The sequence below is a fragment of the Nocardia sp. NPDC059154 genome, from assembly GCF_042755705.1.
GTDB lineage: Bacteria > Actinomycetota > Actinomycetes > Mycobacteriales > Mycobacteriaceae > Nocardia.
This window is the reverse complement of sequence record NZ_JBHZCS010000073.1, coordinates 1-24,806: the sequence shown is the minus strand read 5'-3', so window position 1 is coordinate 24,806 and position 24,806 is coordinate 1. Positions and strand designations below refer to the sequence as shown.

General features: G+C 70.2%; 27 protein-coding genes. 18 read left to right on the top strand and 9 right to left on the bottom strand.

The features are described 5' to 3' along the window. Nucleotides 1–34 precede the first annotated feature (34 nt). The 3 genes from ACFXN1_RS41705 to ACFXN1_RS41695 all read left to right on the top strand — a co-directional run bounded on the left by ACFXN1_RS41705 (nt 35) and on the right by ACFXN1_RS41695 (nt 922). Complete coding sequence (locus tag ACFXN1_RS41705) at nt 35–232, top strand: hypothetical protein (protein ID WP_379444837.1); 198 nt, start codon at nt 35–37, stop codon at nt 230–232. Beyond that, on the top strand, nt 225–545 hold the full coding sequence (locus ACFXN1_RS41700) for a hypothetical protein (protein WP_379444836.1): 321 nt from the start codon (nt 225–227) through the stop codon (nt 543–545). The genes ACFXN1_RS41705 and ACFXN1_RS41700 overlap by 8 nt, the downstream gene beginning before the upstream one ends. A 119-nt stretch (nt 546–664) precedes the next feature. Continuing rightward, nucleotides 665–922 (top strand): hypothetical protein, encoded by a 258-nt coding sequence (locus tag ACFXN1_RS41695; RefSeq protein WP_379444835.1) that lies wholly within the window; start codon nt 665–667, stop codon nt 920–922. Here the strand turns inward: ACFXN1_RS41695 and ACFXN1_RS41690 are convergent. From ACFXN1_RS41690 to ACFXN1_RS41680, 3 genes are all read right to left on the bottom strand, one after another. Further along, nucleotides 874–1,368, bottom strand: coding sequence for an FxsA family protein (locus tag ACFXN1_RS41690; RefSeq protein WP_354832291.1), 495 nt, complete (start codon nt 1,366–1,368; stop codon nt 874–876). The two genes, ACFXN1_RS41695 and ACFXN1_RS41690, sit on opposite strands and share 49 nt — an antisense overlap. An 81-nt stretch (nt 1,369–1,449) precedes the next feature. Continuing rightward, on the bottom strand, nt 1,450–2,112 hold the full coding sequence (locus ACFXN1_RS41685) for a response regulator transcription factor (protein WP_354832289.1): 663 nt from the start codon (nt 2,110–2,112) through the stop codon (nt 1,450–1,452). An 89-nt stretch (nt 2,113–2,201) separates the two neighbouring features. Then, complete coding sequence (locus tag ACFXN1_RS41680; RefSeq protein ID WP_379444833.1) at nt 2,202–3,434, bottom strand: sensor histidine kinase; 1,233 nt, start codon at nt 3,432–3,434, stop codon at nt 2,202–2,204. 100 nt (nt 3,435–3,534) lie between these two features. Here ACFXN1_RS41680 and ACFXN1_RS41675 point away from each other — a divergent pair, with 100 nt between their 5' ends. Then, entirely contained in the window at nt 3,535–4,305 is a 771-nt protein-coding gene (locus ACFXN1_RS41675; RefSeq protein WP_379444832.1) for a TSUP family transporter, read from the top strand. Nucleotides 4,306–4,322: 17 nt separating this feature from the next. Here the strand turns inward: ACFXN1_RS41675 and ACFXN1_RS41670 are convergent, their stop codons facing one another. Beyond that, on the bottom strand, nt 4,323–5,147 hold the full coding sequence (locus tag ACFXN1_RS41670; RefSeq protein WP_379396494.1) for a TetR/AcrR family transcriptional regulator: 825 nt from the start codon (nt 5,145–5,147) through the stop codon (nt 4,323–4,325). 187 nt (nt 5,148–5,334) lie between these two features. On the opposite strand from ACFXN1_RS41670, the gene ACFXN1_RS41665 reads away from it, so the two are divergent. From ACFXN1_RS41665 to ACFXN1_RS41650, 4 genes are all read left to right on the top strand, one after another. Then, the gene (locus ACFXN1_RS41665; protein WP_379444831.1) at nt 5,335–6,861 is read left to right on the top strand and encodes a TldD/PmbA family protein; all 1,527 of its coding nucleotides are present in this window, start codon (nt 5,335–5,337) and stop codon (nt 6,859–6,861) included. 21 nt (nt 6,862–6,882) lie between these two features. Beyond that, nucleotides 6,883–8,280 carry a metallopeptidase TldD-related protein gene (locus tag ACFXN1_RS41660; protein ID WP_379444845.1) on the top strand — a complete coding sequence of 466 codons (1,398 nt, stop codon included), beginning with the start codon at nt 6,883–6,885 and terminating at the stop codon, nt 8,278–8,280. A 600-nt stretch (nt 8,281–8,880) separates the two neighbouring features. After that, the gene (locus tag ACFXN1_RS41655; protein WP_379444829.1) at nt 8,881–9,477 is read left to right on the top strand and encodes a dihydrofolate reductase family protein; all 597 of its coding nucleotides are present in this window, start codon (nt 8,881–8,883) and stop codon (nt 9,475–9,477) included. A 218-nt stretch (nt 9,478–9,695) separates the two neighbouring features. Then, entirely contained in the window at nt 9,696–10,598 is a 903-nt protein-coding gene (locus ACFXN1_RS41650; protein ID WP_379444843.1) for a S1C family serine protease, read from the top strand. A 66-nt stretch (nt 10,599–10,664) separates the two neighbouring features. On the opposite strand, the gene ACFXN1_RS41645 is transcribed toward ACFXN1_RS41650, so the two are convergent. Then, the gene (locus ACFXN1_RS41645) at nt 10,665–10,934 is read right to left on the bottom strand and encodes a helix-turn-helix domain-containing protein (protein WP_379444828.1); all 270 of its coding nucleotides are present in this window, start codon (nt 10,932–10,934) and stop codon (nt 10,665–10,667) included. A 79-nt stretch (nt 10,935–11,013) separates the two neighbouring features. Here ACFXN1_RS41645 and map point away from each other — a divergent pair, with 79 nt between their 5' ends. Together map and ACFXN1_RS41635 are read left to right on the top strand one after the other, a co-directional pair. Beyond that, entirely contained in the window at nt 11,014–11,781 is a 768-nt protein-coding gene (gene map / locus ACFXN1_RS41640) for a type I methionyl aminopeptidase (RefSeq protein ID WP_379444827.1), read from the top strand. Between the two features lie 519 nt (nt 11,782–12,300). Further along, a complete protein-coding gene (locus ACFXN1_RS41635) occupies nt 12,301–12,987 on the top strand; it encodes a TetR/AcrR family transcriptional regulator (RefSeq protein ID WP_379445328.1) in 687 nt (228 codons plus the stop codon). Here ACFXN1_RS41635 and ACFXN1_RS41630 read toward each other — a convergent pair. Further along, nucleotides 12,984–13,577, bottom strand: a complete 594-nt coding sequence (locus ACFXN1_RS41630; RefSeq protein ID WP_379445326.1) for a TetR/AcrR family transcriptional regulator — start codon at nt 13,575–13,577, stop codon at nt 12,984–12,986. The two genes, ACFXN1_RS41635 and ACFXN1_RS41630, sit on opposite strands and share 4 nt — an antisense overlap. 93 nt (nt 13,578–13,670) lie before the next feature. Between ACFXN1_RS41630 and ACFXN1_RS41625 the strand changes: the two genes are divergently transcribed. Together ACFXN1_RS41625 and ACFXN1_RS41620 are read left to right on the top strand one after the other, a co-directional pair. Continuing rightward, nucleotides 13,671–14,402: an alpha/beta fold hydrolase gene (locus tag ACFXN1_RS41625; protein WP_379445324.1), complete on the top strand. Its 732-nt coding sequence runs from the start codon at nt 13,671–13,673 to the stop codon at nt 14,400–14,402. Nucleotides 14,403–14,524: 122 nt separating this feature from the next. Continuing rightward, nucleotides 14,525–14,905, top strand: a complete 381-nt coding sequence (locus tag ACFXN1_RS41620) for a PPOX class F420-dependent oxidoreductase (protein ID WP_379445323.1) — start codon at nt 14,525–14,527, stop codon at nt 14,903–14,905. A 79-nt stretch (nt 14,906–14,984) separates the two neighbouring features. Here the strand turns inward: ACFXN1_RS41620 and ACFXN1_RS41615 are convergent, their stop codons facing one another. Further along, nucleotides 14,985–15,524, bottom strand: a complete 540-nt coding sequence (locus tag ACFXN1_RS41615; RefSeq protein WP_379400057.1) for a hypothetical protein — start codon at nt 15,522–15,524, stop codon at nt 14,985–14,987. Nucleotides 15,525–15,867: 343 nt separating this feature from the next. After that, complete coding sequence (gene cobN / locus ACFXN1_RS41610; protein WP_379445321.1) at nt 15,868–19,503, bottom strand: cobaltochelatase subunit CobN; 3,636 nt, start codon at nt 19,501–19,503, stop codon at nt 15,868–15,870. 299 nt (nt 19,504–19,802) lie between these two features. On the opposite strand from cobN, the gene ACFXN1_RS41605 reads away from it, so the two are divergent. From ACFXN1_RS41605 to ACFXN1_RS41595, 3 genes are all read left to right on the top strand, one after another. Further along, the gene (locus ACFXN1_RS41605; RefSeq protein WP_379400059.1) at nt 19,803–20,057 is read left to right on the top strand and encodes a hypothetical protein; all 255 of its coding nucleotides are present in this window, start codon (nt 19,803–19,805) and stop codon (nt 20,055–20,057) included. 284 nt (nt 20,058–20,341) lie between these two features. Further along, the gene (gene cobG, locus ACFXN1_RS41600; protein WP_379445319.1) at nt 20,342–21,541 is read left to right on the top strand and encodes a precorrin-3B synthase; all 1,200 of its coding nucleotides are present in this window, start codon (nt 20,342–20,344) and stop codon (nt 21,539–21,541) included. Nucleotides 21,542–21,792: 251 nt separating this feature from the next. Next, nucleotides 21,793–22,344 carry a hypothetical protein gene (locus ACFXN1_RS41595; RefSeq protein WP_379400061.1) on the top strand — a complete coding sequence of 184 codons (552 nt, stop codon included), beginning with the start codon at nt 21,793–21,795 and terminating at the stop codon, nt 22,342–22,344. Here ACFXN1_RS41595 and ddaH read toward each other — a convergent pair. After that, complete coding sequence (ddaH, locus tag ACFXN1_RS41590) at nt 22,313–23,185, bottom strand: dimethylargininase (protein ID WP_379445317.1); 873 nt, start codon at nt 23,183–23,185, stop codon at nt 22,313–22,315. The two genes, ACFXN1_RS41595 and ddaH, sit on opposite strands and share 32 nt — an antisense overlap. A gap of 154 nt (nt 23,186–23,339) precedes the next feature. On the opposite strand from ddaH, the gene ACFXN1_RS41585 reads away from it, so the two are divergent. From ACFXN1_RS41585 to ACFXN1_RS41575, 3 genes are all read left to right on the top strand, one after another. After that, nucleotides 23,340–23,777, top strand: coding sequence for an Lrp/AsnC family transcriptional regulator (locus ACFXN1_RS41585; RefSeq protein ID WP_379400064.1), 438 nt, complete (start codon nt 23,340–23,342; stop codon nt 23,775–23,777). 129 nt (nt 23,778–23,906) lie between these two features. After that, the gene (locus ACFXN1_RS41580) at nt 23,907–24,542 is read left to right on the top strand and encodes a precorrin-8X methylmutase (protein ID WP_379445316.1); all 636 of its coding nucleotides are present in this window, start codon (nt 23,907–23,909) and stop codon (nt 24,540–24,542) included. After that, nucleotides 24,539–24,806: SAM-dependent methyltransferase (locus ACFXN1_RS41575; protein ID WP_379463883.1), on the top strand; the 268-nt coding region annotated here is incomplete at its 3' end. The genes ACFXN1_RS41580 and ACFXN1_RS41575, both read left to right, overlap by 4 nt.

The window sequence follows — 24,806 nt, the reverse complement described above, 5'->3', positions numbered from 1 at the left end:
CACTCTGGTAATACCCTAGTGCTACCGTGGTCGCATGAAGATCTCCGTCTCGCTTCCCGATGATCGCGTCACCGAGCTGATCAAGGAACAGCCGAACGTCTCCGATTTCCTCTATCGCGCGGCTCGCCGCATGCTCGTGGCCGAGGAACTGGCGGCGCTCACGCCCGATACCGACGCATTCGCCGAGGCGTCCGAAGCGGCGTCACTCGAGGCGTGGGCCGCCGGTGAGTGACGTCCCCGGCATCCAGGGTGAGATCTGGAAATTGAGGGGCGTCCGCGACATCGTGCATACGGTCGTCGTCCTCGACTCGGTGCCACATGTCGTCCGGGGCGGCCTCATCGCGGTGGCGATGGTGATACCCACGCGCGAGGCTCCCAATCCCCGTGCGCTTCTGACCGTTCCGATCGCAGGCACCGATCAGGCGGTAGCTGTTTTCCGGCTCGGCACGTTCAGCGCGTCCTTGTTCCTCGAAAAGATCGGGATGCTCGACTCTGCGACCCTCGAGAATGTGCGAATGGCGCTGCGAGCTCGGTTCGATCTCTAGCCGTTCGGCGACGAACTGCCGGAGATCGAGCACGCCTGGCTGCGGGATCACCTGCTGCCCGTGGCCGGGCCCGCAGACGGTCCGATCCTCGTCGGGATCCGGCGCAGCCCACCCGGTCGGTGCAGTACATCGTCGACTACGACGACCCGGCGGGTACCCGCGGCACGGTGCTGGATCTGATCGGCATGGGTTTCACCCACATCGTGCTCAGCCTGCGGGCGCCCTATCCACACAAGGTGGCCACCTGGCCGGTCGAGAACGTCATCACCCCGGTGCGTGACCCGGCTCTGAGGCCGGGACACACCGGGGTGAGGGGCAGCGCTGTGGGTCAGCGGGGGTCGATCATCTTGTACCCGTTGCCCTGGCCGTCGTCGTAGTACTCGGTCACGACGGTGGCGTCGATGACTTCGCCGTCGGGGTCGATGACGACATTGCGGTAGCCGTAGGGGCCGACCGCGGTGGCGACGCGGCTCAGACGGCGGGCGGCGAAGGCGGCCACGACCGGGCGGAACAGGAAGCGGGTGAAGGGCAGCAGGGCCAGCAGACCCAGCGCGGTGGTGAGCAGGCCGGGCACGAACATGAGGACCGCGCCGACCGCGACCAGGGCGCCGTCGGCGACGGCGGTGCTGGGTTCGAGTTCACCGCGGGCCGCGCGGCGGAAGCTCTGGAACACGCGCCGGCCCTGCGAGCGCACCAGCACCAGACCCACGGCCGAGCCCGCCAGCAGCAGCAGGATGGTCGGGAACACGCCGATGAAGTGGCCGACCACGACGAGGGTGGCGATCTCGGCGACAAACCAGGCGAGGAACAACAGGGCAGGCATCGGGCGATCCTTTCGATCGATCTACCCGTGCAACGCGCGACGGCGCGGTTTTTCTCCCGGATGCGTCGCCGGTCACACCCGCTAGGCGCTGCCCGGCCGCACCAGCCCGGTCTCGTAGGCCAGTACCACGGCCTGAACCCGGTCGCGCAGGCCGAGTTTGGTGAGCACCCGGCCGACGTGGGTCTTCACCGTGGCCTCGGACAGGAACAGCGCGCCGGCGATCTCGGCGTTGGAGCGTCCGGCGGCGATGTGTTCGAGGACCTCGCGTTCGCGGGCGGTGAGCACGTCGAGGACGCGGGGATCGCGCCCGGCGGCCGGGTCCTCGGCGATGAGGCGGTCCAGCAGTCGCTTGGTCACCTTGGGCGAGACCACCGCATCCCCCGCGGCGACACTGCGAATCGCGGAGATCAGATCCTCCGGCGGCGTGTCCTTGAGCAGGAATCCGCTGGCCCCGGCGCGCAGCGCGCCCAGCGCGTGCTCGTCGAGATCGAAGGTGGTCATCACCAGAACCCGGCTCCCGCACCCGGATTCGATGATCCGCGCCGTCGCGGTCACCCCGTCGGTCACCGGCATCCGCACATCCATCAGCACCACATCGGGCCGCAGCTCCCCCGCCCGCGCGATGGCGGTGGCCCCGTTGTCGGCCTCCCCCACCACCTCGAGGTCGGGGTGCGCACCGAGCACCATCCGCAGTCCGGCCCGCATGAGCTCCTGGTCATCGACAACGAGAACGGTGATCGGCACCCCCACAACCTATCCGGCCGCCCGGTGCGGTGGTGTGCGCGGGCCGCGGCCGATCGCGGGACGCTCCGGTTGTCGCAGGTGGGAGCCGGTCAGTCGGGGGCGTCACGGTCCAGGGGGATGGTGGCGCGGACGGTCCAGCCGCCGTGGGGATTTCGGCCCGCGGTGAGGGTGCCGCCGAGGACGGCGATGCGTTCGCGCATGCCGACGAGGCCGAGGCCGCTGCCGGGGATGCGGGCCGGGGACGGGAGGCGGGTGAGTGTGGTTGGGGCGCTGGGGGATCCGCAGCCGCCGGGGGTGGTCGCGGGCTCGACGGGGGCGCCGCCGGAGTCGGTGATGTCGAGCAGGACGTCGGCGTCGCGGCGGGTGACGCGGACGCCGGCGTGCGGGTCGGGGCCGGCGTGGCGGAGGGTGTTGGTGAGCGATTCCTGGACGATGCGGTGGATGCCGAGGCTGACCTCGGGAGTGACGGTGTCGAGTTCGCCGCTGAGTTCGAGGGAGACGTCCAGGCCCGCGCTGCGCATCATGTCGACGACCTTGGCGATGCCGGCGGTGCCGTGTTGCGGAAGTTGTTCGGGCGCATGCTCGGTGCGCAGCAGTTCGACGGTGCGGCGCAGTTCGCGCAGGGCGTCGCGGCCGGTGCCGGCGATGGTGGTGAGTGCCTGTTCGGCGGTGTCCGGGTCGTGGCGCAGGGCGTAGCGGGCGCCGTCGGCCTGCACGATGATGACGCTGACCGCGTGCGCGACCACGTCGTGCAGTTCGCGGGCGATCCGGGTGCGCTCGGCGGCGACGGCGTCGTGGGCGCGGCGTTCGCGGTCGTAGTCGGCGACGGCGAGGCGGGCGGCGACCTCGGCGTCGTAGGCGTGGCGGGCACCGACGAATTCGGCCAGCGTCCAGCACAGTGCGTAATAGAGGGCGGTGAAGGCGATGTCGGTGCCCGACGGTTTGCCGATGGCGGCCGCCGAGATGAGGCTGTCGAGCAGCAGGATGCCCAGGTAGAGCAGACCTTGGCGGCGTCCGACATACGCGACCAGGGTGTAGAGCATGATGCCCAGCCCGAGCAGCGCCGGATGCACGGAGGTGTCGCCGACCGCCCCGTGCACCAGTGACGCCGCGATGGACAGCAGCACCACCGCGAGCGCCGCGGCACGAGTGTGGGTGCGGCGGAACACGATCGGCAGCGGCAGCAGCACACTGAAGACCAGGTAGGTCGGCTTGTACTGACTGTTGCTCAGGGCGAGCACATCGATGGTGAGCAGCAGCAGCGCCACCACGGAATCGGTGATCAGCGGCTTGCCGCGCAGCCACAAACTGAACCGGCGCACCCGTCCACCCTACGGTCGTGCCCGCGGGTGGCCTCGGGTCGGCGTGCCCCGGGCACTCAACCGTTTGATCTTGCTCCGGGGTTTCTGGTTGGGTCGCCCTGTGAGTCTTGCGGACTGGGCGGTCTTGCTGACCGCGGCGACGGCGGCCGGATGGGTCGATGCGGTGGTCGGCGGTGGGGGCCTGATCGTGCTGCCCACCCTGTTCGTGGTGCTGCCCGGCCTGGCCCCGCAGACGGCCCTGGGCACCAACAAGATCGCCGCGTTCTCCGGCACCAGCGCCGCGGTCCTCACCTTCGCCCGCCGGGTCCCGATGCGCTGGAAGGTGCTGATCCCGGGCGCGGTCATCGCCGCGTTCGCGGCCGCCTGCGGTTCCGCGGCGGTGGCGCTGATCGACAAGAAATACTTCGTCCCGATCGTGATGGTCGTGCTGGTGGGTGTGGCGATCTTCGTGACCCTGCGCCCCTCGGTCGGCGTCACCATGGCCACCCATCCGCCGACCCGCCGCAAGACGATCCTGGTGGTCGCCCTGGCCGCGGGCCTGATCGGGCTCTACGACGGCGTTCTCGGCCCCGGCACCGGGACCTTCCTGATCATCACCTTCGCCACCCTGCTCGGCACCGAGTTCGTGCGCGCCGCCGCCATGGCGAAGGTCATCAACTGCGGCTCCAACCTGGGCTCGCTGATCTTCCTGGCGAGCACCGGCCACGTGCTGTGGGCACTGGGCCTGTCCATGGCGGTGGCGAATGTGGCCGGGTCCGTGGTCGGTTCACGCATGGCGCTGGCGAAGGGCGCGGGTTTCGTCCGCGCCGTCCTGCTGGTGGTGGTCGTCGCCATGGTGATCCGCCTGGGCTGGCAGCAGTTCGGCGGCTGACCCCGGACCCGCGGCGGTCAGACGCGGGCGTCCTCGGCGGGCCGGTGACCGCCCGGCAGCGAGCGCGGGCTGCCGCCGTCGAAGGCAGAGCGCTGCAAGGACTCCGGGCCGAGCCGGTGCACGGTGGGCATCGGCCGGAAGGCGTCGGGCTCCTGGCGTAGTGGCCCGTCGGACAGCAATGCGGTCTGCTCCCCGGGCAATTCGCGCGGCGCGGCGGTCTCGGGCTGGGTCAGCCACGGCGCCAGCACCTTCGAGGTGGTCTCCTGGATCTTGCGTTGCAGCGCTTCGCCGTCCTCGAGGCCGGGCCGCTGGAACAGCACGGTGAGCGCGCCCGAGACAGCCCCGACCACCGCGCCCACCAGCGCGGCCGCGCCGACGTCGTCGAGTTCGTCGGGGAAGGCGGCGCGCAGCTGGCGCGCGATCTCCTGCTGGGAGGCGAGCTGGGCGTAGGCGGCGCGACCCGAGACGGCGGGCACGGTGCGCGAAACCTGCGCGCGCAGCACGGCGATGCGGGCGGCGAGGGTGTCGCCGAGGTGGTCGCCGGGATTGTCACCGGCGGCGCGCAGGGCGCGCAGCAGCACCTCGACGGGGCGTTCCCCGGCACGGCGGGTGGCGATGGCGCGCACGGCGGCCTGCACACGTTCGTCCGGCTCGGGGAACAATAGTTCCTCTTTGCTGGCGAAGTAGTTGAAGAATGTCCGGGTGCCGACTTCGGCGGCGGCCGCGATATCGGCGACGGTGGTCGCCTCATAACCTCGGCTCTCGAACTGTTCGACGGCGGCTTCGAGCAGGGCTCGGCGGGTGCGTTCCCGTTTGCGATCGCGGAGTGCGGATGGCGGCACGCGGGCAGACAGTACGGCATCCGGTCAGCAAAACGTGGCATGTCCAGCTGTCGTGCGCGCCGTTTCAGGCTGTGCTGCTTCACACTTCGTGCATCGTTGCAGCGTATGCACTTTTGCGTGGAGTGAATTCGGTTCGAGGTGAGTCGTTTCTTGAACGCCCGGCGTGTCGGCCTCTAGCGTGGTGCGGGTGAGCATCGCTACCAAGGTCGTGGACGAGCAGTTCCGCGCGCTGCCGCTGTCCGCGCTGGCCGACGCCGCGCTCGGCGCCGCCCGCGCGGCCGGGGCCGAGTACGCCGACCTGCGCGTGCATCGACTCGTGCAGCAGTCCATCCGATTGCGCGACGGACGCGTCGAATCGGTGTCCGACAGCACCGATCTCGGGTTCGCCGTGCGCGTGATCGTCGACGGCACCTGGGGTTTCGCCTCGCACGCCGACCTCACCACCGGCACCGCCGCCGAGGTGGCGCGCCGCGCGGTCACCGTGGCGCAGACCCTGCGCGCGCTCAATCGCGAGCGCGTCGAGCTGGCCCCGGAGCCGCGCTACGACGGCGCGGAGTACGTCTCCGCCTACGAGGTGGACCCCTTCGAGGTGCCGACGCCGGAGAAAGTGGCGCTGCTGCTGGACTATTCGGGCCGGCTGCAGGCCGCCGACGGCGTGGATCACGTGACGGCATCGGTGCTGCAGGTCAAGGAGCAGACCTTCTACGCCGACAGCTTCGGCTCCCGCATCACCCAGCAGCGGGTCCGGCTGCACCCGCAGTTCGAGGCCATCACCGTCGATCCGTCGGCGGGGGTGTTCGAGACCATGCGGACCCTCGCCGCCCCGGCCGGGCGCGGCTGGGAGTACGTGACCGGCGCGGACGGAACCTGGGACTGGGCGGGCGAACTCGCGCGGATGCCGGAGTGGCTGGCCGAGAAGGTGAAGGCCCCGACCGTGCAGGCCGGGCCGGCCGATCTGGTCATCGACCCGACCAACCTGTGGCTGACCATTCACGAGTCCATCGGCCACGCCACCGAGTACGACCGCGCCATCGGCTACGAATCCGCCTACGCGGGTACCTCTTTCGCCACTCCTGATCTGCTGGGCACCCTGCAGTACGGCACCCCGATCATGCACGTGACCGGCGACCGCACCCAGCAGCACGGCCTCGCCACGGTCGGCTGGGACGACGAGGGCGTGGCCGGGCATCGCTGGGACCTGGTGCGCGACGGCGTGCTCGTCGGCTACCAGCTCGATCGCGTGTTCGCGCCCCGCCTGGGTCTCGAGCGCTCCAACGGCTGCTCCTACGCCGATTCCGCACACCACGTGCCGATCCAGCGCATGGCCAATGTGTCGCTGCAACCCGATCCCGACCGCGACACCAGCACCGCCGAGCTCATCTCCCGCGTGGAGAACGGCATCTACATCGTCGGCGACAAGTCGTGGTCGATCGATATGCAGCGCTACAACTTCCAGTTCACCGGTCAGCGCTTCTTCCGCATCCGCAACGGCGAACTGGCCGGGCAGCTGCGCGATGTCGCCTACCAGGCCACCACCACCGACTTCTGGGGTTCGATGGAGGCGGTCGGCGGGCCCTCGACCTGGACGCTGGGCGGGGCGTTCAACTGCGGTAAGGCGCAACCCGGTCAGGTGGCGGCGGTCTCGCACGGCTGCCCCTCGGTCCTGGTGCGCGGCATCAATATTCTCAATACCCGCGCCGAAGCCGGACAGTAGGAAAGGACCGACACGGTGAGTGTGCTCCCCGCCCCCGAGGTCGTCGACCACGCGCTGCGGGCCTCCCGCGCGGACGAGGCCATGGTGATCGTCACCGACGCCCACGAGGCGTCGCTGCGCTGGGCCGGAAATTCCATGACCACCAACGGTTCCTCGGTCTCGCGGGACTGGGCGGTCGTGTCGGTGTTCCGTGACGGCCCCAACACCGCCCGCGTCGGCAGCGTCAGCTCCACCAGCGTGGATCCCGCCGATATCGAAGCCGTGGTGCGCGCCAGCGAAACCGCCGCCCGCACCGCCGAACCCGCGCGCGACGCCATGCCGCTGCTGCACCCGGACGCCGTCGACGCCGACACCCTCGACAAGCTGCTCGACTGGGACGGCGACCCGGCTACCACCGACATCGGCGTCTTCACCACGCTGGCAACCGATCTCGCCGCCGGCTTCGACGGCGCCGACCGCCTCTACGGTTTCGCCCACCACCAGATGCACTCCACCTGGCTGGGCACCTCCACCGGTCTGCGCCGGCGCTGGGTGCAGCCCACCGGCTCGGTGGAGATCAATGGCAAGCGGGGCGCGGGCGCGGAGCTGGCCAGCGCCTGGGTCGGCACCGGCACCACCGATTTCGCCGATGTCGACACCCGCGGCCTGCTGGCCGAACTGGCGCGCCGCCTGGACTGGAGCAAGCGCCGCGTCGACCTGCCCGCGGGCCGCTACGAGACGCTGCTGCCGCCCTCGGCCGTCGCCGATCTGATGATCTACATGGCCTGGACCATGGAGGGCCGGGGCGCGCACGAGGGGCACACCGCGTTCTCGCGGGCGGGCGGCACCCGAATCGGGGAGCGGCTGACCGGGATTCCGCTCACCCTGTACTCGGATCCGGGCGCGGCCGGGCTCGAGTACCGGCCGTTCGTGGCGACACCATCGTCGTCGGAGTCGCTGTCGGTGTTCGACAACGGCCTGACCGCGCAGCGCACCGACTGGGTCCGCGAGGGTGCGATCGAGTCGCTGGTCTACCCGCGTGCCACGGCCGCCGAATTCGACGCGCCGGTCACGGTGCCGGGTGAGAACCTGCTCATGACCGGCGGCGGCGAGGCCACCCTGCCGGACATGATCGCACGCACCGAACGCGGGCTGCTGCTGACCTGTCTGTGGTACATCCGCGAGGTCGATCCGGCCACGCTGCTGCTCACCGGTCTCACCCGCGACGGCGTCTACCTGGTCGAGAACGGTGAGGTCACCGCGGCGGTCAACAACTTCCGCTTCAACGAGAGCCCCCTGGATCTGCTGCGCCGGGTCAGCGAGGCGGGCCGCACCGAGATCACCCTGCCGCGCGAGTGGAAGGACTGGTTCACCCGGACGGCCATGCCGCCCTTGCGGATTCCCGACTTCCACATGTCCTCGGTGAGCCAGGCGACCTAGTCCATCCCGGCAGCCGCGCACCGAACACCTGAATCCGATTGCCGCCCATCCCGATCCGCGGCGCGCCGGGCGCCCTCCAGCCGCCTCGCACCTCGATCATGACGACTCCGGTGGCGATTGCCTGCGTGTGAGCGCGCGGATCATCGCGCGCCACCGCGAGGCACGGTGCGCCGAGACCGTCGGTCGCCGTGCTACTCCGCGCCAGGGAGAGGCCAATGGCTGGCCGGTGTGGGGCTGGCTGTGCCTGGCCGCGGGTATGGTCGCATTGGCGGGGCTGGCGCTGGCCGAGTCCCGGCGTCATGCGACCGCGCCGCTGCTGCCGCTGCCGGTGTTCCCGCGTCCACCGCCATGCTCGGGTGCGCGGCGCTGTGCGTGCTGCTGCCCCGGCACGCCACCCGCCACGGCTGAACACCCTGGCGGTGGCCCGATCGCGCGCGGATCAGTCCGCGCGCGGTCGGCGTGTGCACCGGTTCGGTTCCGCGCCATGGTTTCCCGACAACTTCTCGGGCCGTGAACGATGATTTGCCGATATCGGCTCCGACTTCATCGCAGAGACGGCAATCCCCCGCCGCTTCGTTCCACCCGTGAAGGAGTACCGCAATGAGCAAGGTAGTCACCGGCGCGAGCATGTCCCTCGACGGATACATCGCGGGCCCGGGCGAAACCGGATTCGAGCACCTGTTCGCCTGGTACCAGAGCGGTGATGTCCCGATCCCCAGCACCCACCCCGAGATCCCGTTCAACCTGACCCCCGAAGATGCCGGGTATCTGCGGGCCTGGCTCGACGGGGTCGGCGTCTACATCGTCGGCAAGCGCCTGTTCACCCTGACCGACGGCTGGGGCGGCGTGCACCCGGCGGACAAACCCATCGTGGTGGTCACCCACACCGTGCCCGACGAGTGGGTCGCCGACCATCCCGATGCGCCCTTCACCTTCGTCACCGGCGGCGTGAAGGAGGCCGTGGAGGTCGCGCGCGGCATCGCCGGCGCGAAGATGGTGGGCGTCAGCGGCGGCAATGTGGCCCGCCAATGCCTGGAACAGGGCCTGCTTGACGAGATCTGGGTCGATATCGTGCCGGTGCTGCTCGGCGGCGGCGTCCCGCTGCTGGGTGAACTCTCGAACGCGCCGGTCCTGTTGGAGGATCCCGAGATCGTCGCCGGCACCCGCGTCACCCACCTGAAGTACCACCTCCGCTGAGGCGCTGACCTCGGCCTGCACGGGGCGTGGTTGCGCTGTCGGCGAACCGGTTGTCGTGACGGTGGTTTCGCGCGCATCCTGGGTTGAGGCAACGTAATCATGTAATCGGGATGGTGGTCGTCGTGGACGACGAAGCTGCCCTCTCGTCGATGGACGAGAACGCGAACTCAGCGGCATCGACCCCGCAGCCCGGCTTCGGAACCCCCGACGCCGCGGCGATGGACGCCTACTCGCGCACGGTGATCGCGGTCGCCAAATCGGTGACACCGCACGTCGCCAGCGTGCAGACCCGCCGCGGCGGGGGCTCGGCGGTGGTCTTCACCGACGACGGCTTCCTGCTCACCAACGCGCACGTGGTGGGCGAGGCGAGCGAGGGAACCGTGGTGTTCGCCGACGGGCTGGAATCGAGATTCGATGTGGTGGGCGTGGATCCGCTCTCGGACCTGGCGGTGCTGCGCGCTCGCGGCGGCGCGCCGACCGCGGTGCGGCTCGGCGACGCCGACACCCTGGTGGTGGGCCAGCTGGTGGTCGCCGTCGGCAGCCCGCTCGGGCTGGCCGGATCGGTGACGGCGGGCGTGGTGAGCGCGCTGGGCCGGTCGGTGCCGGTGGGCAATCGCCGCGCCGCCCGCGTGATCGAGGACGTGATCCAGACCGACGCCGCCCTCAACCCCGGCAATTCCGGTGGGGCGCTGTCGGATTCGGCGGGCCGGGTGGTGGGGATCAATACCGCGGTCGCCGGCATCGGCCTGGGCCTGGCCATTCCGATCAATGCCACCACCCGCCGCATCATCAGCACCCTGCTCACCGAGGGCCGGGTCCGGCGCGCCTACCTGGGCGTGGTCGGGGTGCCCGCACCACTGCCCACCGCCGTGGCCGCCCGCACCGGGCAGGACGCCGGGCTGCGCATCGTCGAGGTGGTGCGCGGCGGCCCGGCCGAACGCGCCGGGCTGCGGCGCGGGGATCTGATGCTCAGCATCGCGCGCACCGAAATCCGTGACGCACAGGGGATTCAGCGGCAGCTGTTCGCCGACGCCATCGGCCGCTCGCTGCCGGTGACGGTGCTGCGCAACGGCGCGATGGTGGATGTCATCGCGGTGCCGGCGGAATTGACCGCCGACTGAATCGGCGGCCCGGTGCCAGAATGCCCGGGCGCTGCCCGGTGCCAGAAGGCCGGGCGCTGGCCTGTGTCAGGATGCCGAGCGCTGGTCCGCGGGGCCCGGCTGCCAGATCTCGGCGAGCTCGTCGAGCGGGATGTCCAGTGCGCGGCTCAGAGCCACCACGGTCCCGAACGCCGGGGTGGGCAGCCTGCCCGATTCGATCTTCCGCAGCGTCTCCGGCGAAATACCCGCGCTTGCGGCCACCTCCAGCAGCTCCCGGCCGCCGCGGGCGGCACGCAGCGCGGCGCCCAGGCGCCGGCCGGCTTCCAGCTGGGCGGGGGTGAGGGGCAGTCGGACCATGCCCGCCACCCTACGGTTGGTATTTAAATACCGCAACCCGCTATGGTCGGTATAAAAATACCGAAACGAGGAGGTTGTCATGGTGGAGCTCAAGAGCCCGGCCGAGATCGAACGCATGCGGGTGACCGGGCAGTTCGTGGCCGGAGTGCTGAACGAACTGCGAGAGAAGGCGCAGATCGGGGTGAATCTGCTGGAACTGGAGGCCGTGGTGCGCGACCGCATCCGCGAGCGCGGCGCGGTCTCCTGCTACTGGGACTACTCCCCCTCGTTCGGGCGCGGCCCGTTCCGCAACACCGTCTGCCTCTCGGTCAATGATGCGGTGCTGCACGGACTTCCGTTCGACTACACGCTGCGCGACGGCGACGTGCTGAGCATGGATCTGGCGGTGAGCATCGACGGCTGGGTCGCCGACTCCGCGGTCACCACCATCGTCGGCACCCCCGATCCCGAGGACGCGCGCCTGGTCCGCGCCACCGAGCAGGCGCTCGACGCGGCCATCGCGGCGGCGCGGCCCGGCAACACCATCGGCGACCTGTCCGCGGCCATCGCACAGGTCGCCCGCGCCGGCGGCTACCCGATCAACACCGAATTCGGCGGCCACGGCCTGGGCCGCACCATGCACGAGGACCCCCACGTACCCAACGACGGCCGCGCCGGGCGCGGCTTCCGGCTGCGCCCCGGCCTCACCCTCGCCATCGAGCCCTGGTTCGCGCGCGGCACCGACCGCATCGTCACCGATCCGGACGGCTGGACCCTGCGCTCGGCCGACGGTTCGCGCACCGCGCACTCCGAGCACACGATCGCCATCACCGACGCGGGCCCGCAGGTCCTCACCCGCGTGGCGTGACCGGTCCGGCCTGGGCACGGAAACCCGGACGGCACGTCGGGTTTCCGCGCCCGGCCGCGTGACGGGGATCGACGTCCGGGCTACGCGGATGCCCGGCGGATCCCAGCGTCACGGTCTCGGGGCCGCAAGGGCGCCACCCATCACGGATGTCCATCTACTGATCGACACAGATCCCTTCCATGACTGCGGGCTGCGCATTGTGCGCTTGACCACGTCGTTGTGATCAAGCTGCCGTCTCGCCGAACTAAGCGCCCGCTTAGTCTACATGTGACCGGAGCCACGGCACTCCGCGCTGACAATCCGGTCTCGGTTGGCCGAACACCTGGTCCTCGCCGCCGCGGTGCAGTACTTCACCACCATCGACGCCCCCTTCACCCCGCCCGCCCCCAAACCGGCGAGCTGACCCGAGCCCGCACCGGGTCCGCCCCGTCATTACGGGCCCGGCGCTCCCCACCGGCCGGGTGTCCCTCGCGCCCGGCCGGTGATCGAGTGAAACACTCTCTGGGAGATACTCATTCGATGGGTAACGACGACATCGCGCCGATCACCGGGGACGGCATCCGCGACACCGCCGCCGACGGCTCTCGTGACACCGCCGCGGTGGCGCATCTGGAGCTCACCCAGCGCCGCTTCCCCGAGGGCCAGCGCCGGATCTTCCTGGCCGCCGTCGACGCCTTCGCCGAACGCGGTTTCCACGCCACCACCACCCGCGACATCGCCGCCCGCGCCGGGCTGAGCCCCGCGGGCCTGTATGTGCACTTCGGCTCCAAAGAGGAAGTGCTCTACCGCATCTCGCTGTCGTCCATGCGCCTGACCCATCAGGTCGCGGTGGCCGCGTCCGCCGGCTCCGGCAGCGCCGCCGACCATCTCAGCGCCGTGGTGCGCGATCTGACCGTCTGGCATGCCGAGCACGCCGCCTCGGTGCGCGTGGTCCTGCACCACATGACCGATCTGACCCCCGAGCACCGCTCCGAGGTCGTCGACCTCCAGGTCGCCATTCACCGCCTGGTCCGCGATCTCGTGAGCCGGGGCCTCGCCGACGGCGTCTTCGACGTCTCCGACACCAATGCCGTCACGCTGGCGCTGATGTCGCTGTGCGTGGACACCGCGCGCTGGTACCAGAAGGACTACCGCCGCTCCCCCGAGGAGATCGGCGCCGACTACGCGGCGCTCGCGCTGCGGATGGTCGGGGCGAATCCCGCCTAGCCCGCCCGGCCGGCCGCGGGCAGGCCATCCATCACCAGATCGACTGCGCCGCTGAGATATTCGGGCGTCAGGGGCTCGCCGCGCAGCAGCAGCCGGAACCAGATCGCGCCGGCGAGCAGGTCCATGATCGCCGCCGGATCGCAGGTCGCGCCCAGTTCACCCCGGGCCATCGCGCGCTGGAACACCGGCTGCTCGCGGCCGAGCCGGTCGGCGAAGAACGACGCCCCGACCGCCGCCAGGTGCGGGCGCGCGGGGGCGGCCGCCAGCACGGCGATCGCGATGGGTGCGGTCGCCTCGGCGGTCAGCAGCCCCGCGATCGCCTGCGCGAGCGCCAGCAGATCGCCCCGCAGGCTGCCGGTGTCCGGCACCGGGAACGCCAGTACATCGGAGTCGATGAGCGCCGCGGCCAGCAGCGCGTCCTTGGCCGGCCACCACCGATACAGCGTCGTCTTGTTCACCCCCGACCGTTCGGCCACCGCCTCCATGGTCAGCCCGTCATAGCCCTTGGCCGCCAGCAGGTCCAGGGTCGCCCCGAAGATCGCCTCGGCCTGTCGCGGCCTGCCCGCCGATCGCCGTCCCGGTGTCGTCACTACCCCAAAATACAACACAACGTTGCGTTGTGTTTCCGGCACTGCTTTCATGGAAACGCAACGCAGCGTTGCATTTCGATTCGGGAGGTAGTCATGACGAGAACGCCGGTCCTGCTGGTCCACGGCATTCGGCTGAGCAGCACCTGCTGGGTGGAGGTGGGCGAGCATCTCACCCCGCAGCGCCCGGTCCTGGCGATCGATCTACCCGGCCACGGCACCCGCCGCGGTGAGCGCTTCACGCTGCCGGGCGCCGTCGAGGCCGTGCGCGCGGGTCTCGATCGACTCGGCGGATCCGCGCTGGTCGTCGGTCATTCCTTGGGCGGTCTCACCACCATCGCGGCCGCGGCGGCCCATCCGGACCAGGTAGCGGGCGTGATGCTCGCCGGCGCCACCCTGGTCCCGGGGCCCGCGCTGGCGACCCCGTTCCGGGTCATGCATCGCGTCCTGTCGTCCCGGCCCGACGGCGGACAGGCCCTCAGCGAGAAGGTCTTCGACCGTGCGGTGCCACCCCGGGTGGCCGCGGCGATCGCCCACGGCGGCATCGCCACCGAGGTGATTCCGGATGTGCTCGCCGCCGTATCCGGTTTCGATCCGGTTGCCGCGCTGGCGACCTACCCGGGCCCGGTACGCCTGATCAATGGCGGTCACGACCACTTCCGCCTGGGCGAACAGCGTTTCGTGCGTGTCTGCGCGAACGGCCGGCTTCTGATCGTGCCGCGCGCGGGCCACTATCTGCCGCTCACGCATGCCGCGACGTTCGCCGACCTGGTCGCAGACTTCGCGGCAGCGCGCGACGCCGCCCGCGAAGCCGTCTCCGCGCACTAGGCGCCGAACGGGTCAGCCCTGGCCGGTCAGTTCGCGGCCCACGGTACGGACCCGGCCGGGGTCCCCGCCTATGACGCGGCGCGTGATCCGCGCCGCCTGCCGGTTCCGGATAGGCTGCGGAGGTGGACAACCCGTTCGGGCCCGTGGGCACCGCGAACTACGTCAATCTCGTCACCTACAAGAAGGACGGCACGCCGGTCGGCACGCCGGTGTGGGCTGCGCTCGACAATGGCCGCCTCTATGTCTGGACCGTCACCGACAGCTGGAAGGTCAAGCGCGTCCGCCGCAATCCCGAGGTCACGGTGCAGGCGTGCGATCTGCGCGGCAAGACCCGCGGCGAGATCGTGAAGGCCAGCGCGACCGTGCTCGACGCGGCCGGCACCGAGCGGGTGCGCGATCTCATCAAGCGCCGCTACGGTATTCAGGGCTGGCTGGGCATCACCCTGAGCAAGGTGCGTCGGGGCAGCGCGGGCACCATCGGCATCGAAATCGTTCCGGCGTAACGGTATTCGTGCACGGCACGGCCGCCGGACCGGCTCGACCGGTCCGGCGGCCGTGCGCGTTTCCGCCCCCGGGTTCGAGCTACGGTTGATCCCCGGCGATGATCGCGCCGAGGAGTCCGCCGACACCGCAGCCGACAATGGCGCCGACCACGAAGAACCACACCCCGATCACCGCGCCGACCACGCAGCCGATGAGCGCCCCGGCCACGATCGACCCGGCGCTCGCCACATTCTGCAGCGCCGCGACATCCGCGTTCGGGGCGGCGATATCGGCCGGATCCGACGGCCGCACCGTCAATTCGGTCCCGGCCGCGTTCACCTCGGGTAGCACGTCGAGGGTGCGGTCGGCGGTCCGATAGACCAGCGGCAGTGCGGCGATGGTCTCCCCGGTGGGCGCGACGATGTTCACCGTGCCGTCGGTGAGTTCGAAGTGGCCCGCGGTGAGCGTGGTGGTGACCGCGCTGCGGTCCTGGGCCAGCGCGATGGAGTAATCGACACCTCGGTCGGCGCCGCTGATTCCGGGGGCGGCGACGGCGGGTTCACCGTGCGCGGTCACCGTGGCGACGCACAGGGCGGCGACGGAAAGCAAAGTGGTAGCGGCGATTCTGGCAATTCTCATGATGGTTCCCTGCGATCGAAGAGCCGATTCACCGCAGGGCCGAGCAGACGCATCCATCGGATACGCCGGAACACTGCAACTCGATTACGCATGCGCGAGGGCGCGGCGAATCGGGAAAATTCCCACATCGAATTATCTGACCCGGCAACGCCTTTCGAACGTCACCGGGTGACCCGGTGCCTGGTGACGAATACGAGGTCCGCCCCGAACGTGACACCGGGACGATTCTCATGATCCCCTCAGGCTGGAGGGCAGGGAAGACCGAGGTGCCGGGGTTGTCCGCCCTTGTCCTGCGCGTCACCCCGGCATGCCGCGACCGATCGAACAGACCGGTCGAATTCGATTACTCCAGTTCGCCTTCGGTTTCCAGATAGATCTGCCGCAGCCGATCCAGGGTGTCACTTTCGGGCTGTTCCCAGAGTTTCCGCTCCGCGGCCTCCAGCAAGCGCTCCGCAATACCGTGCAGCGCCCAGGGATTCGACTGCTCCATGAACTTCCGATTGGTCTCGTCGAAAACATAGGATTCCGCGAGCTTTTCGTACATCCAGTCGGCGACCACATTCGTGGTGGCGTCGTAGCCGAACAGATAGTCGACGGTGGCGGCCATTTCGAACGCGCCCTTGTAACCGTGCCGGCGCATGGCCTCGAGCCAGCGCGGATTCACCACGCGTGCCCGGAACACCCGGGTGGTCTCCTCGGACAGGGTGCGGGTGCGCACCGCGTCCGGGCGGGTGCTGTCGCCGATGTAGGCCTCGGGATTCTTGCCGGTCAGCGCGCGCACCGCCGCGACCATGCCGCCGTGGTACTGGAAATAGTCGTCGGAGTCGGCGATGTCGTGCTCGCGGGTGTCGGTGTTCTTGGCCGCCACCGCGATTCGCCGGTACGCGGTGCGCATGTCGTCCGCGGCGGGCGCGCCGTCCAGGTCGCGGCCGTAGGCGAAACCGCCCCAGGCCGTGTACACCTGCGCCAGATCGTCATCGGTGCGCCAGCTCTTGGAGTCGATGAGCTGCAGCAGGCCTGCACCGTAGGTGCCCGGCTTGGAGCCGAAAATCCTTGTGGTGGCCCGGCGTTCGTCCCCGTGCTCGGCCAGGTCGGCCTGGGCGTGGGCGCGGACGTAGTTGGATTCGGCGGGCTCGTCGAGCTCGGCGACCAATCGCACCGCGTCGTCCAGCAGCGCCAGCACATGCGGGAAGGCGTCACGGAAGAAGCCGCTGATGCGCACGGTCACGTCGATGCGCGGCCGGCCCAGTTCCTCGAGCGAGACGGCCTCGAGCCGGGTGACGCGGCGGCTGGCCTCGTCCCACACCGGCCGCACGCCCAGCAGCGCGAACACCTCGGCGATATCGTCGCCCGAGGTGCGCATGGCCGAGGTGCCCCACACCGACAGGCCCACCGAGCGCGGGTACTCGCCATGGTCGGCCAGGTACCGTGCGAGCAGCGAATCCGCCATGGCCTGACCGGTTTCCCACGCCAGCCGCGACGGCACCGCCTTGGGGTCGACCGAATAGAAGTTCCGGCCGGTCGGCAGCACATTGATCAGACCGCGCAGCGGCGATCCGCTCGGCCCGGCCGGAATGAAGCCGCCGTTGAGCGCGTGCAGGATTCGCGAGATCTCGACGCCGGTCTGCCGCAGCCGCGGCACCACCTCGGTCGCCGCGAAGCCCAGCACCGTGCGCACCTCGGCCAGGCGGGCCGGGACCTCGGTGATCCCGGCCGCCTCGGCGAGCTCGCCGGCCAGCAGGGTCTCGCTGACCGCGTCGATGGAGTCGACATCCCAGTCGACCTCCTGCATGGTCAGCACCAGTTCGCGCGCCAGCTTCTCGAACGCGTCCACCCGTTCGCGGGCCTCGTCCCCGGATTCGCTGAGCCCCAGCGCTTCTCGCAGCCCCGGGACATTGACCTCGCCGCCCCACAGCTGGCGGGCGCGCAGCATGGCCAGCACCAGGTCGACCTCGGCCTCCCCCGCCGGGGCCTGGCCGAGAATGTGCAGGCCGTCGCGGATCTGCACGTCCTTGATCTCGCACAGCCAGCCGTCGACGTGCAGCAGCATGTCGTCGAAGGATTCCTCGTCCGGCCGCTCGGTCAGACCCAGATCGTGGTCCATCTTGGCCGCGCGCATGAGCGTCCAGATCTGCTGGCGGATGGCGGGCAGCTTGGCCGGGTCGAGCGCGGAGATATTGGCGTGCTCGTCGAGCAGCTGCTCCAGACGCGAGATGTCGCCATAGGTTTCGGCGCGCGCCATGGGCGGGATCAGGTGGTCGACCAGGGTGGCGTGAGCGCGGCGCTTGGCCTGGGTGCCCTCGCCCGGGTCGTTCACCAGGAACGGGTAGATCAGCGGCAGGTCGCCGAGGGCGGCATCGGTGCCGCACGAGGCCGACATGCCGAGGGTCTTGCCCGGCAGCCACTCCAGATTGCCGTGCTTGCCCAGGTGCACCACGGCGTCGGCGGCGAAGCCCTCCGGCGCGGCCAGCCAGCGGTAGGCGGCCAGATAGTGGTGGCTCGGCGGCAGATCCGGGTCGTGATAGATGGCCACCGGGTTCTCCCCGAACCCGCGCGGCGGCTGCACGATGAGCACCACATTGCCGAAACGCAGTGCGGCGATGACGATCTCGCCCTTCGGGTCCGCGGACCGGTCGACATAGAGCTCACCCGGCGGCGGTCCCCACGCCTCGATGACGGCCGCACGCAGATCCTCCGGCAGCGTCTCGAACCACCGCGTGTACAGGTCCGCGCCGATCCGAATCGGGTTGCCCTCCAGCTGTTCGGCGCTCAGCCAGTCCGGATCCTGCCCGCCCGCGGCAATGAGCGCGTGGATCAGCGCGTCACCATCGGCCTCTTCCAAGCCCGGGATCTCCCCCGCCGCGCCGAGATCGTAACCGGCGAGCCGCATTTCGGTGAGCAGCCGGATGGCGCTCGCAGGCGTGTCCAGGCCGACCGCATTGCCGATCCGGGCATGCTTGGTCGGATACGCCGACAGCACCAGGGCGACCTTCCTCCGGTCCGCCGGAATGTGCCGCAGCCGCGCATACCGCACCGCGATGCCCGCCACCCGTGCCGCGCGCTCGGGATCGGGCACATACGTCGACAGGCCGTCGGCGTCGAACTCCTTGAACGAGAACGGCACCGTGATGATCCGCCCGTCGAACTCCGGCACCGCCACCTGCGTGGCCACATCCAGCGGAGACAGGCCGTCGTCATTGGCCTCCCACTGCTCGCGGCCACTGGTCAGGCACAGGCCCTGCAGGATCGGCACATCCAGATCCGCGAGCGCGCCCACATCCCACGCCTCGTCGTCGCCGCCCGCCGACGCGGTCGCGGGCTTGGTGCCGCCGGCCGCCAGCACCGTCACCACGAGCGCGTCGGCCGTGCGCAGTTCGGCCAGCAGTTCCGGCTCCGCGGTGCGCAGCGAGGCGCAGTACACCGGCAGCGCCCGCGCGCCCTTGTCCTCGATGGCCGAGCACAGCGCGTCGATGTAGCCGGTGTTCCCGGCCAAATGCTGGGCGCGGTAGTAGACCACCGCCACCGTCGGGGCGTCCGCCGCGACCGGGCGCGAATCCCGTTCCAGCGCACCCCAGCTCGGCATCTCCACCGGCGGCTCGAAGCCGTGCCCGGTGAGCAGCACCGTGTCGGACAGGAAGTTGTGCAGCTGCAGCAGGTTTCGCGGGCCGCCCGCCGCCAGGTAGTTGTGGGCATCGGCGGCCACGCCGCCCGGCACCGTAGAGCACTCCATGAGCTCGGCGTCCGGCGCGATCTCACCGCCGAGGGCGACCAGCGGAATCCCGCTGGCACGCACCGTCTCCAGCCCCGGCTCCCAGGCCCGTTTGCCGCCGAGGATGCGCACGATCACCAGCTCGGCGCCGTCGAGCAGGGCGGGCAGGTCCGCCGGCAGCAGGCGCGCGGGATTGGCGAGCCGATACGCGGCGCCGCTCGCACGCGCGCTCAGCAGGTCGGTATCGGAGGTGGACAGCAGCAGGATCACAGGTTTCAGGCCTTCCTAGGGTGACGCGCCCAGCACGGTTCGGCGCCCGCCGGGAAGGTCTGACTGTCACAGTGGCGCGACCGCACCGGAATTGCACCGGATTCTTCCGTTCGACGAGCTCGCCGATGCTATCGCGCCGACTCCGCGAGGCCGATATCGCGCCCGGATCACAGTGCGGCAAAGGCTCCTCCGAGCTCCTTCGAGCCCAACTGGGCGCCACGTACGCTGCCCGTATGCCAACCACTCCAGGATGGGTCAGGCGGAACCGCTTTGCTGCCTGGTCGGGATACTTTTGCGCATTGGTTGCCTTCGCAACGCTGGCCATGACCCTCACGGCCGCCGGCACCGGTCACACCGAGTGGGCGATGCTCGCCGGAATCGTCTGCGCCGCGACCGTCCTGTTCGGCACCACGGTCATGACCACCACCGTCCACCGCGACCACGTCGACCACCACAACGTCCCGAGCCTCCTCAACGACACCTGGGAAACCACCCCCGCCTTCGCCCGCCGCCGCGGCGCCCCCAGGGCCATCGAACCCCACCGCATGCGCTGACCCGCCGGATCTTCCACCACGATTCCGGGGCCCACGCCCCGGAATCTTTCTGTCCCGGGCCCCCACTCCGCACCGCGTTCATTACTCCGCACCGCGTTCATCCCCTCCCGGAAAGACCGACTGCGGCTCCGTGATCCATGCTCCTGGTTCGTCACGGACCGACCTGCGCGCAACATATGCTCAGATCGCAATATCTCTAGATGCGGATACTTGCGGGAGCTGATCCGTCCCGTTCCCGGCCCGTAGGTGCCCGACCTCGGCATCCTCCGTAGGCTGGGGGCGTCATGACGCGAACCGATCCCGATTCCTGCCCGGGCGTGCTGCGCCTGCACCAAGCGGCGGATGGTCCCCTCGCTCGCATCCGGGTGCCGGGCGGACACCTCTCCCCCGGCCAGGTGCAGGCCCTGGCCGCCGCGGCCGTCGATCTGAGCGACGGCAATATCGAGCTCACCTCCCGCGGCAATGTGCAGTTCCGGCAGGTGCGGGATGCGGCCGCGCTCACCGAGCGGCTGACCGACGCGGGCCTGTTACCCAGCGCGACGCACGAGCGGGTGCGGAACGTCGTCGCCTCTCCCCTGTCCGGGCGGGTCGGCGGGTGGACCGATGTGCATCCCCTGGTGCCGGCGCTCGACGAAGGTTTGCAGGCGCATCCGCGACTGGCCGACCTGCCCGGCCGGGTGCTGTTCACCCTCGACGACGGTCGCGGTGATGTCAGCGGACTGGGCGGGGATATCGGTGTGTACGCGCTCGACGAGAACACCTACGCACTCCTGTTGGCAGGCAAGGACTCCGGTATCCGCGTATCCCCCGCCGACGCCGTGGATCTCATGCTCGCCGCAGCGCACGGTTTCCTGGAGCTGCGCGACGGCCAGTGGCGGTTGCACGAGATCCCGGACGGCGGCGCCCGACTGACCGATCACCTGCTGACCGCCCGGCCCGGCCTCGACGCGTCCGGCGACCCCGTCGAACTGCCGGTGCGCCAAGACATTCCGATCGGCTGGCTGAATCAGGACGACGACCGGGTCGCGCTCGGCGCGGGCGTCCGGCTCGGCTCGCTGCCCGCCCGCACCGCCGAGTTCATCGCCGCCGTCGAGCGTCCCGTGTTCCTCACCCCGTGGCGCAGCCTGGTCCTCACTGATCTCGACGAATGGACGGCCGAGCAGGTGGTCCGCGTCCTCGCCCCCATGGGCCTGATCTTCGACGCCAACTCTCCCTGGCTGCTGGTCAGCGCCTGTGCCGGCCGCCCCGGCTGCGCCAAGTCGCTCACCGACGTCCGCGCCGACGCCACCGACGCCGTGGACACCGGCCGCGTAGTCCCCACCGGCGCACCACAATTCGCGCGCGAAGGCCTCGACGCCGACGACATCGTGGCCGCCGGCCGCCAGCACTGGTCGGGCTGCGACCGCCGCTGCGGCCGCCCCAAGGGCGCGGTCACCGACATCATCGCCACGACCGACGGCTACCGCATCGTCCCGTCCCCATAGGCCGAGGTCGTCGTTACCGAGTACGAACCCGCGTCTGTCCCCCGCCAGTCCCGCCCGCGCCACCGGTCAACCCCGTCTGCCGCCCCGGCAACGCACACCTGCCGTGCCAGGCCATTCGCACCGCCCTGCGGGCACGCTGCCCAGGCCGCACCACCACGAAGTCCCCGCTGGGCATGCCGCCGCGGGTTGTCGCGCATGCTGGTGCACAGTGGGTCCAAGGCAGCGGCGAGCATCGGAGACGGGAGGCGGTCATGGCTGTGCCTGAGCTCAGCGATGAAGAGATCGCGGCGATGTCGGACGATGAGCGGCGGGAGCTGATCGGGCGTTTGCGGCTGCCGCCCGAGCGGTTGCTGCCGCGGCCGGAGGTGGTGCGGATGCATCGGCGGGTCCGGTTGGCGCTCATGGTCGGCGGCTGTCTCGCGCTGATCCCGTGGATCGTGTACCTGGGGTTCTCGCTACCGGCGGAGTATCACGCGCGGAACTGGTCGCTGGCCTGGATCGGGTTCGACATCGCGCTGGTGCTGATGATGGCGGCCACCGCCTACCTGGGTTGGAAGCATCGGGTGGTGCTGCTGCTCCCGGCCTTCGGCACCGGGATCCTGCTGCTCGTGGACGCCTGGTTCGACATCGTGACCGCCGAGGCCGGGGATGTGTGGGTGTCGGCGGGCACGGCGGTGATCGGTGAGATCCCGCTGGCGCTGTTGCAGATCACCGGCGCGATCATGCTGCTGCGCTTCCTCATCCTGGCGCACCCGCTCAACGATCCGGCGGTCAGTCCGTTCCGGACCCGGCTGCCGTTCTGACCCGGTGCAATTCGAGCGTGCAGCACTTCACGCTGCCGCCGGACTTGAGCAACTCCGACAGGTCGATCCCGACCGGCTGGTAGCCGCGGGCCCGCAGCTGCTCGGCCAGGCCGACGGCCTTCTCGCTGAGGAAGACGTGGTAGCCGTCGCAGACGCCGTTGAGGCCCAGCACATTCGCGTCCTCCTCGTCGGCGATGAGGGCGTCCGGGTACAGGCCGGCCAGCAGCCGGGCGCTGGGCCCGCTGAAGGCGCCCGGGTAGTACGCGATGGTGTCGCCGAGCACCATGAGCGCGGTGTCGAGGTGATAGAACCGCGGATCCACCAGATCCAGCGAGACGACCGGTAGTCCGAAGAACTCCGCCACCTCCTCGTGCGCGCCGGGAGCGCTGCGGAATCCGGTCCCGGCGAGGATCCGGTCGGCGGCGATGGCGAAATCGCCTTCGCCCTCATTGGTTTCGCGGGCGGCGGCCACCGTGGCGAATCCGCGGGCCGCCATCCACGCGTGGAAGGCCGGACCTTCCTGTGCGCGTTCGGGATTGGCGAAACGGGCCGAGAGCGCCCGGTCCCCGATGACGAGTCCGCCATTGGCGGCGAACACCATATCGGGCAGTCCGGCAACCGGTTCGATGACCTCGACCCGATGCCCGTGCGCCTCGTAGGCGGCGCGCAGCCCGTCCCACTGGGACAGGGCCAGGGCGCGGTTCACCGGGTCGGCGGTGTCCATCCACGGATTGATGGCGTAGGTGACGTCGAAGTGTTCCGGGCGGCACATGAGATAGCGGCGGGAAACGGGCCGGCGGGCGGCGGGATCACGGGCGGGCAGCGTGGCTACGGACGTCAACGAGACTCCCTCGGAAGCGGCGCGGACGGGGCTGATCTGAAGGTAGGTGGCGTACCGTTGTGCTCGAAATAGCGAATCGTTGCGCTGATCTCCGGATCAGTGGCGATTCGTTGCGTGCCACCCATGCGTGCGCATCATTGCGAAAGGGGCGAGCATGGACGAGCTGGACCGGCGGATCCTGGCGCACCTGCTCAAGCACGCGCGCGCGTCCTTCCAGGACATCGGCTCCGAGATCGGCCTGTCCGCGCCCGCGGTCAAGCGGCGGGTCGACAAGATGGTGGCGGGCGGGCAGATCACCGGCTTCACCGCGGTGGTGAACCCTGCCGCGCTGGGGTGGCGCACCGAGGCGTATGTCGAAGTCTTCTACCGCGACAACATCTCCCCCGCCGAACTACGCCGCAGCCTCGAACCCATTCCGCAGGTGGTCGGGGTGTGGACGATCGCCGGTGAGGCCGATGCCCTGGTGCACGTGATGGCCACCGATATGGCCGAGATCGAGGCGACCGTCGAGCGTATTCGCGAGAACGCGCGGGTCGGGCGCACCCGCAGCAATATCGTCATGTCCCGGCTGCTCGAACGACCCCGCACCTGATGCGGCCCGGCCGTGAACGGTCCACTGTGCCAGCTGAACCCCGCCGTGAGGCGGCCCGAACCCGGTCGCCAGGTGTCGGCGCACGACCCGCTCAGCGCGGCCTCGACGGCGAAATCTAGGGTGGACTCCATGTCCGACGTGCGTGCCAGCTACCTCAAAGACGGGGCCGAGATCTATCGGCGCTCGTTCGCGACCATCCGGGCCGAGGCCGATCTGGCCCGGTTCCCGGCGGATGTGTCGCAGGTGGTGGTGCGCATGATCCACGCCTGCGGGCAGGTGGATCTGGCCGGTGACGTCGAGTTCAGCACCGATGTGGTGGCCAAGGCTCGGGCCGCGCTGCAGGGCGGCGCGCCGATCCTGTGCGACGCCAAGATGGTCGCCTCGGGCGTGACCCGCAAGCGGCTGCCCGCCGGCAACGACGTGCTGTGCCTGCTCGACGATCCCCGGGTGCCGGAACTGGCCGCCCGCATGGACAACACCAGATCGGCTGCGGCGCTGGAACTCTGGAACGACCGGCTCGACGGCGCGGTGGTGGCCGTCGGCAATGCGCCGACCGCGCTGTTCCACCTGCTGGACATGCTGGACGCGGGCGCGCCCCGGCCCGCCGCCGTGCTCGGCATTCCGGTCGGGTTCATCGGGGCCGCGGAATCCAAGCAGGCCCTGGCCGAATACGGCGGTGTCGAATTCCTGACCGTGCGGGGCCGGCGCGGCGGCAGCGCCATCACCGCCGCCGCCCTCAATGCGATTGCGAGCGAACAAGAATGAGCAAGCTCTGGGGTGTCGGGCTCGGACCCGGCGATCCGGAACTGGTGACGGTCAAGGCCGCGCGGATCATCGGAGAGGCCGATGTCATCGCCTTCCACAGCGCCCGCCACGGCCGCAGCATCTCCCGCGCCATCGCGGCCCCCTACATGCGTGCGGGTCAGCTCGAGGAGCACCTGGTCTACCCGGTGACCACCGAGACCACCGACCACCCGGGCGGCTATCACGGCGCGATCGACGAGTTCTACGAGCGTGCGGCCGGGGTGC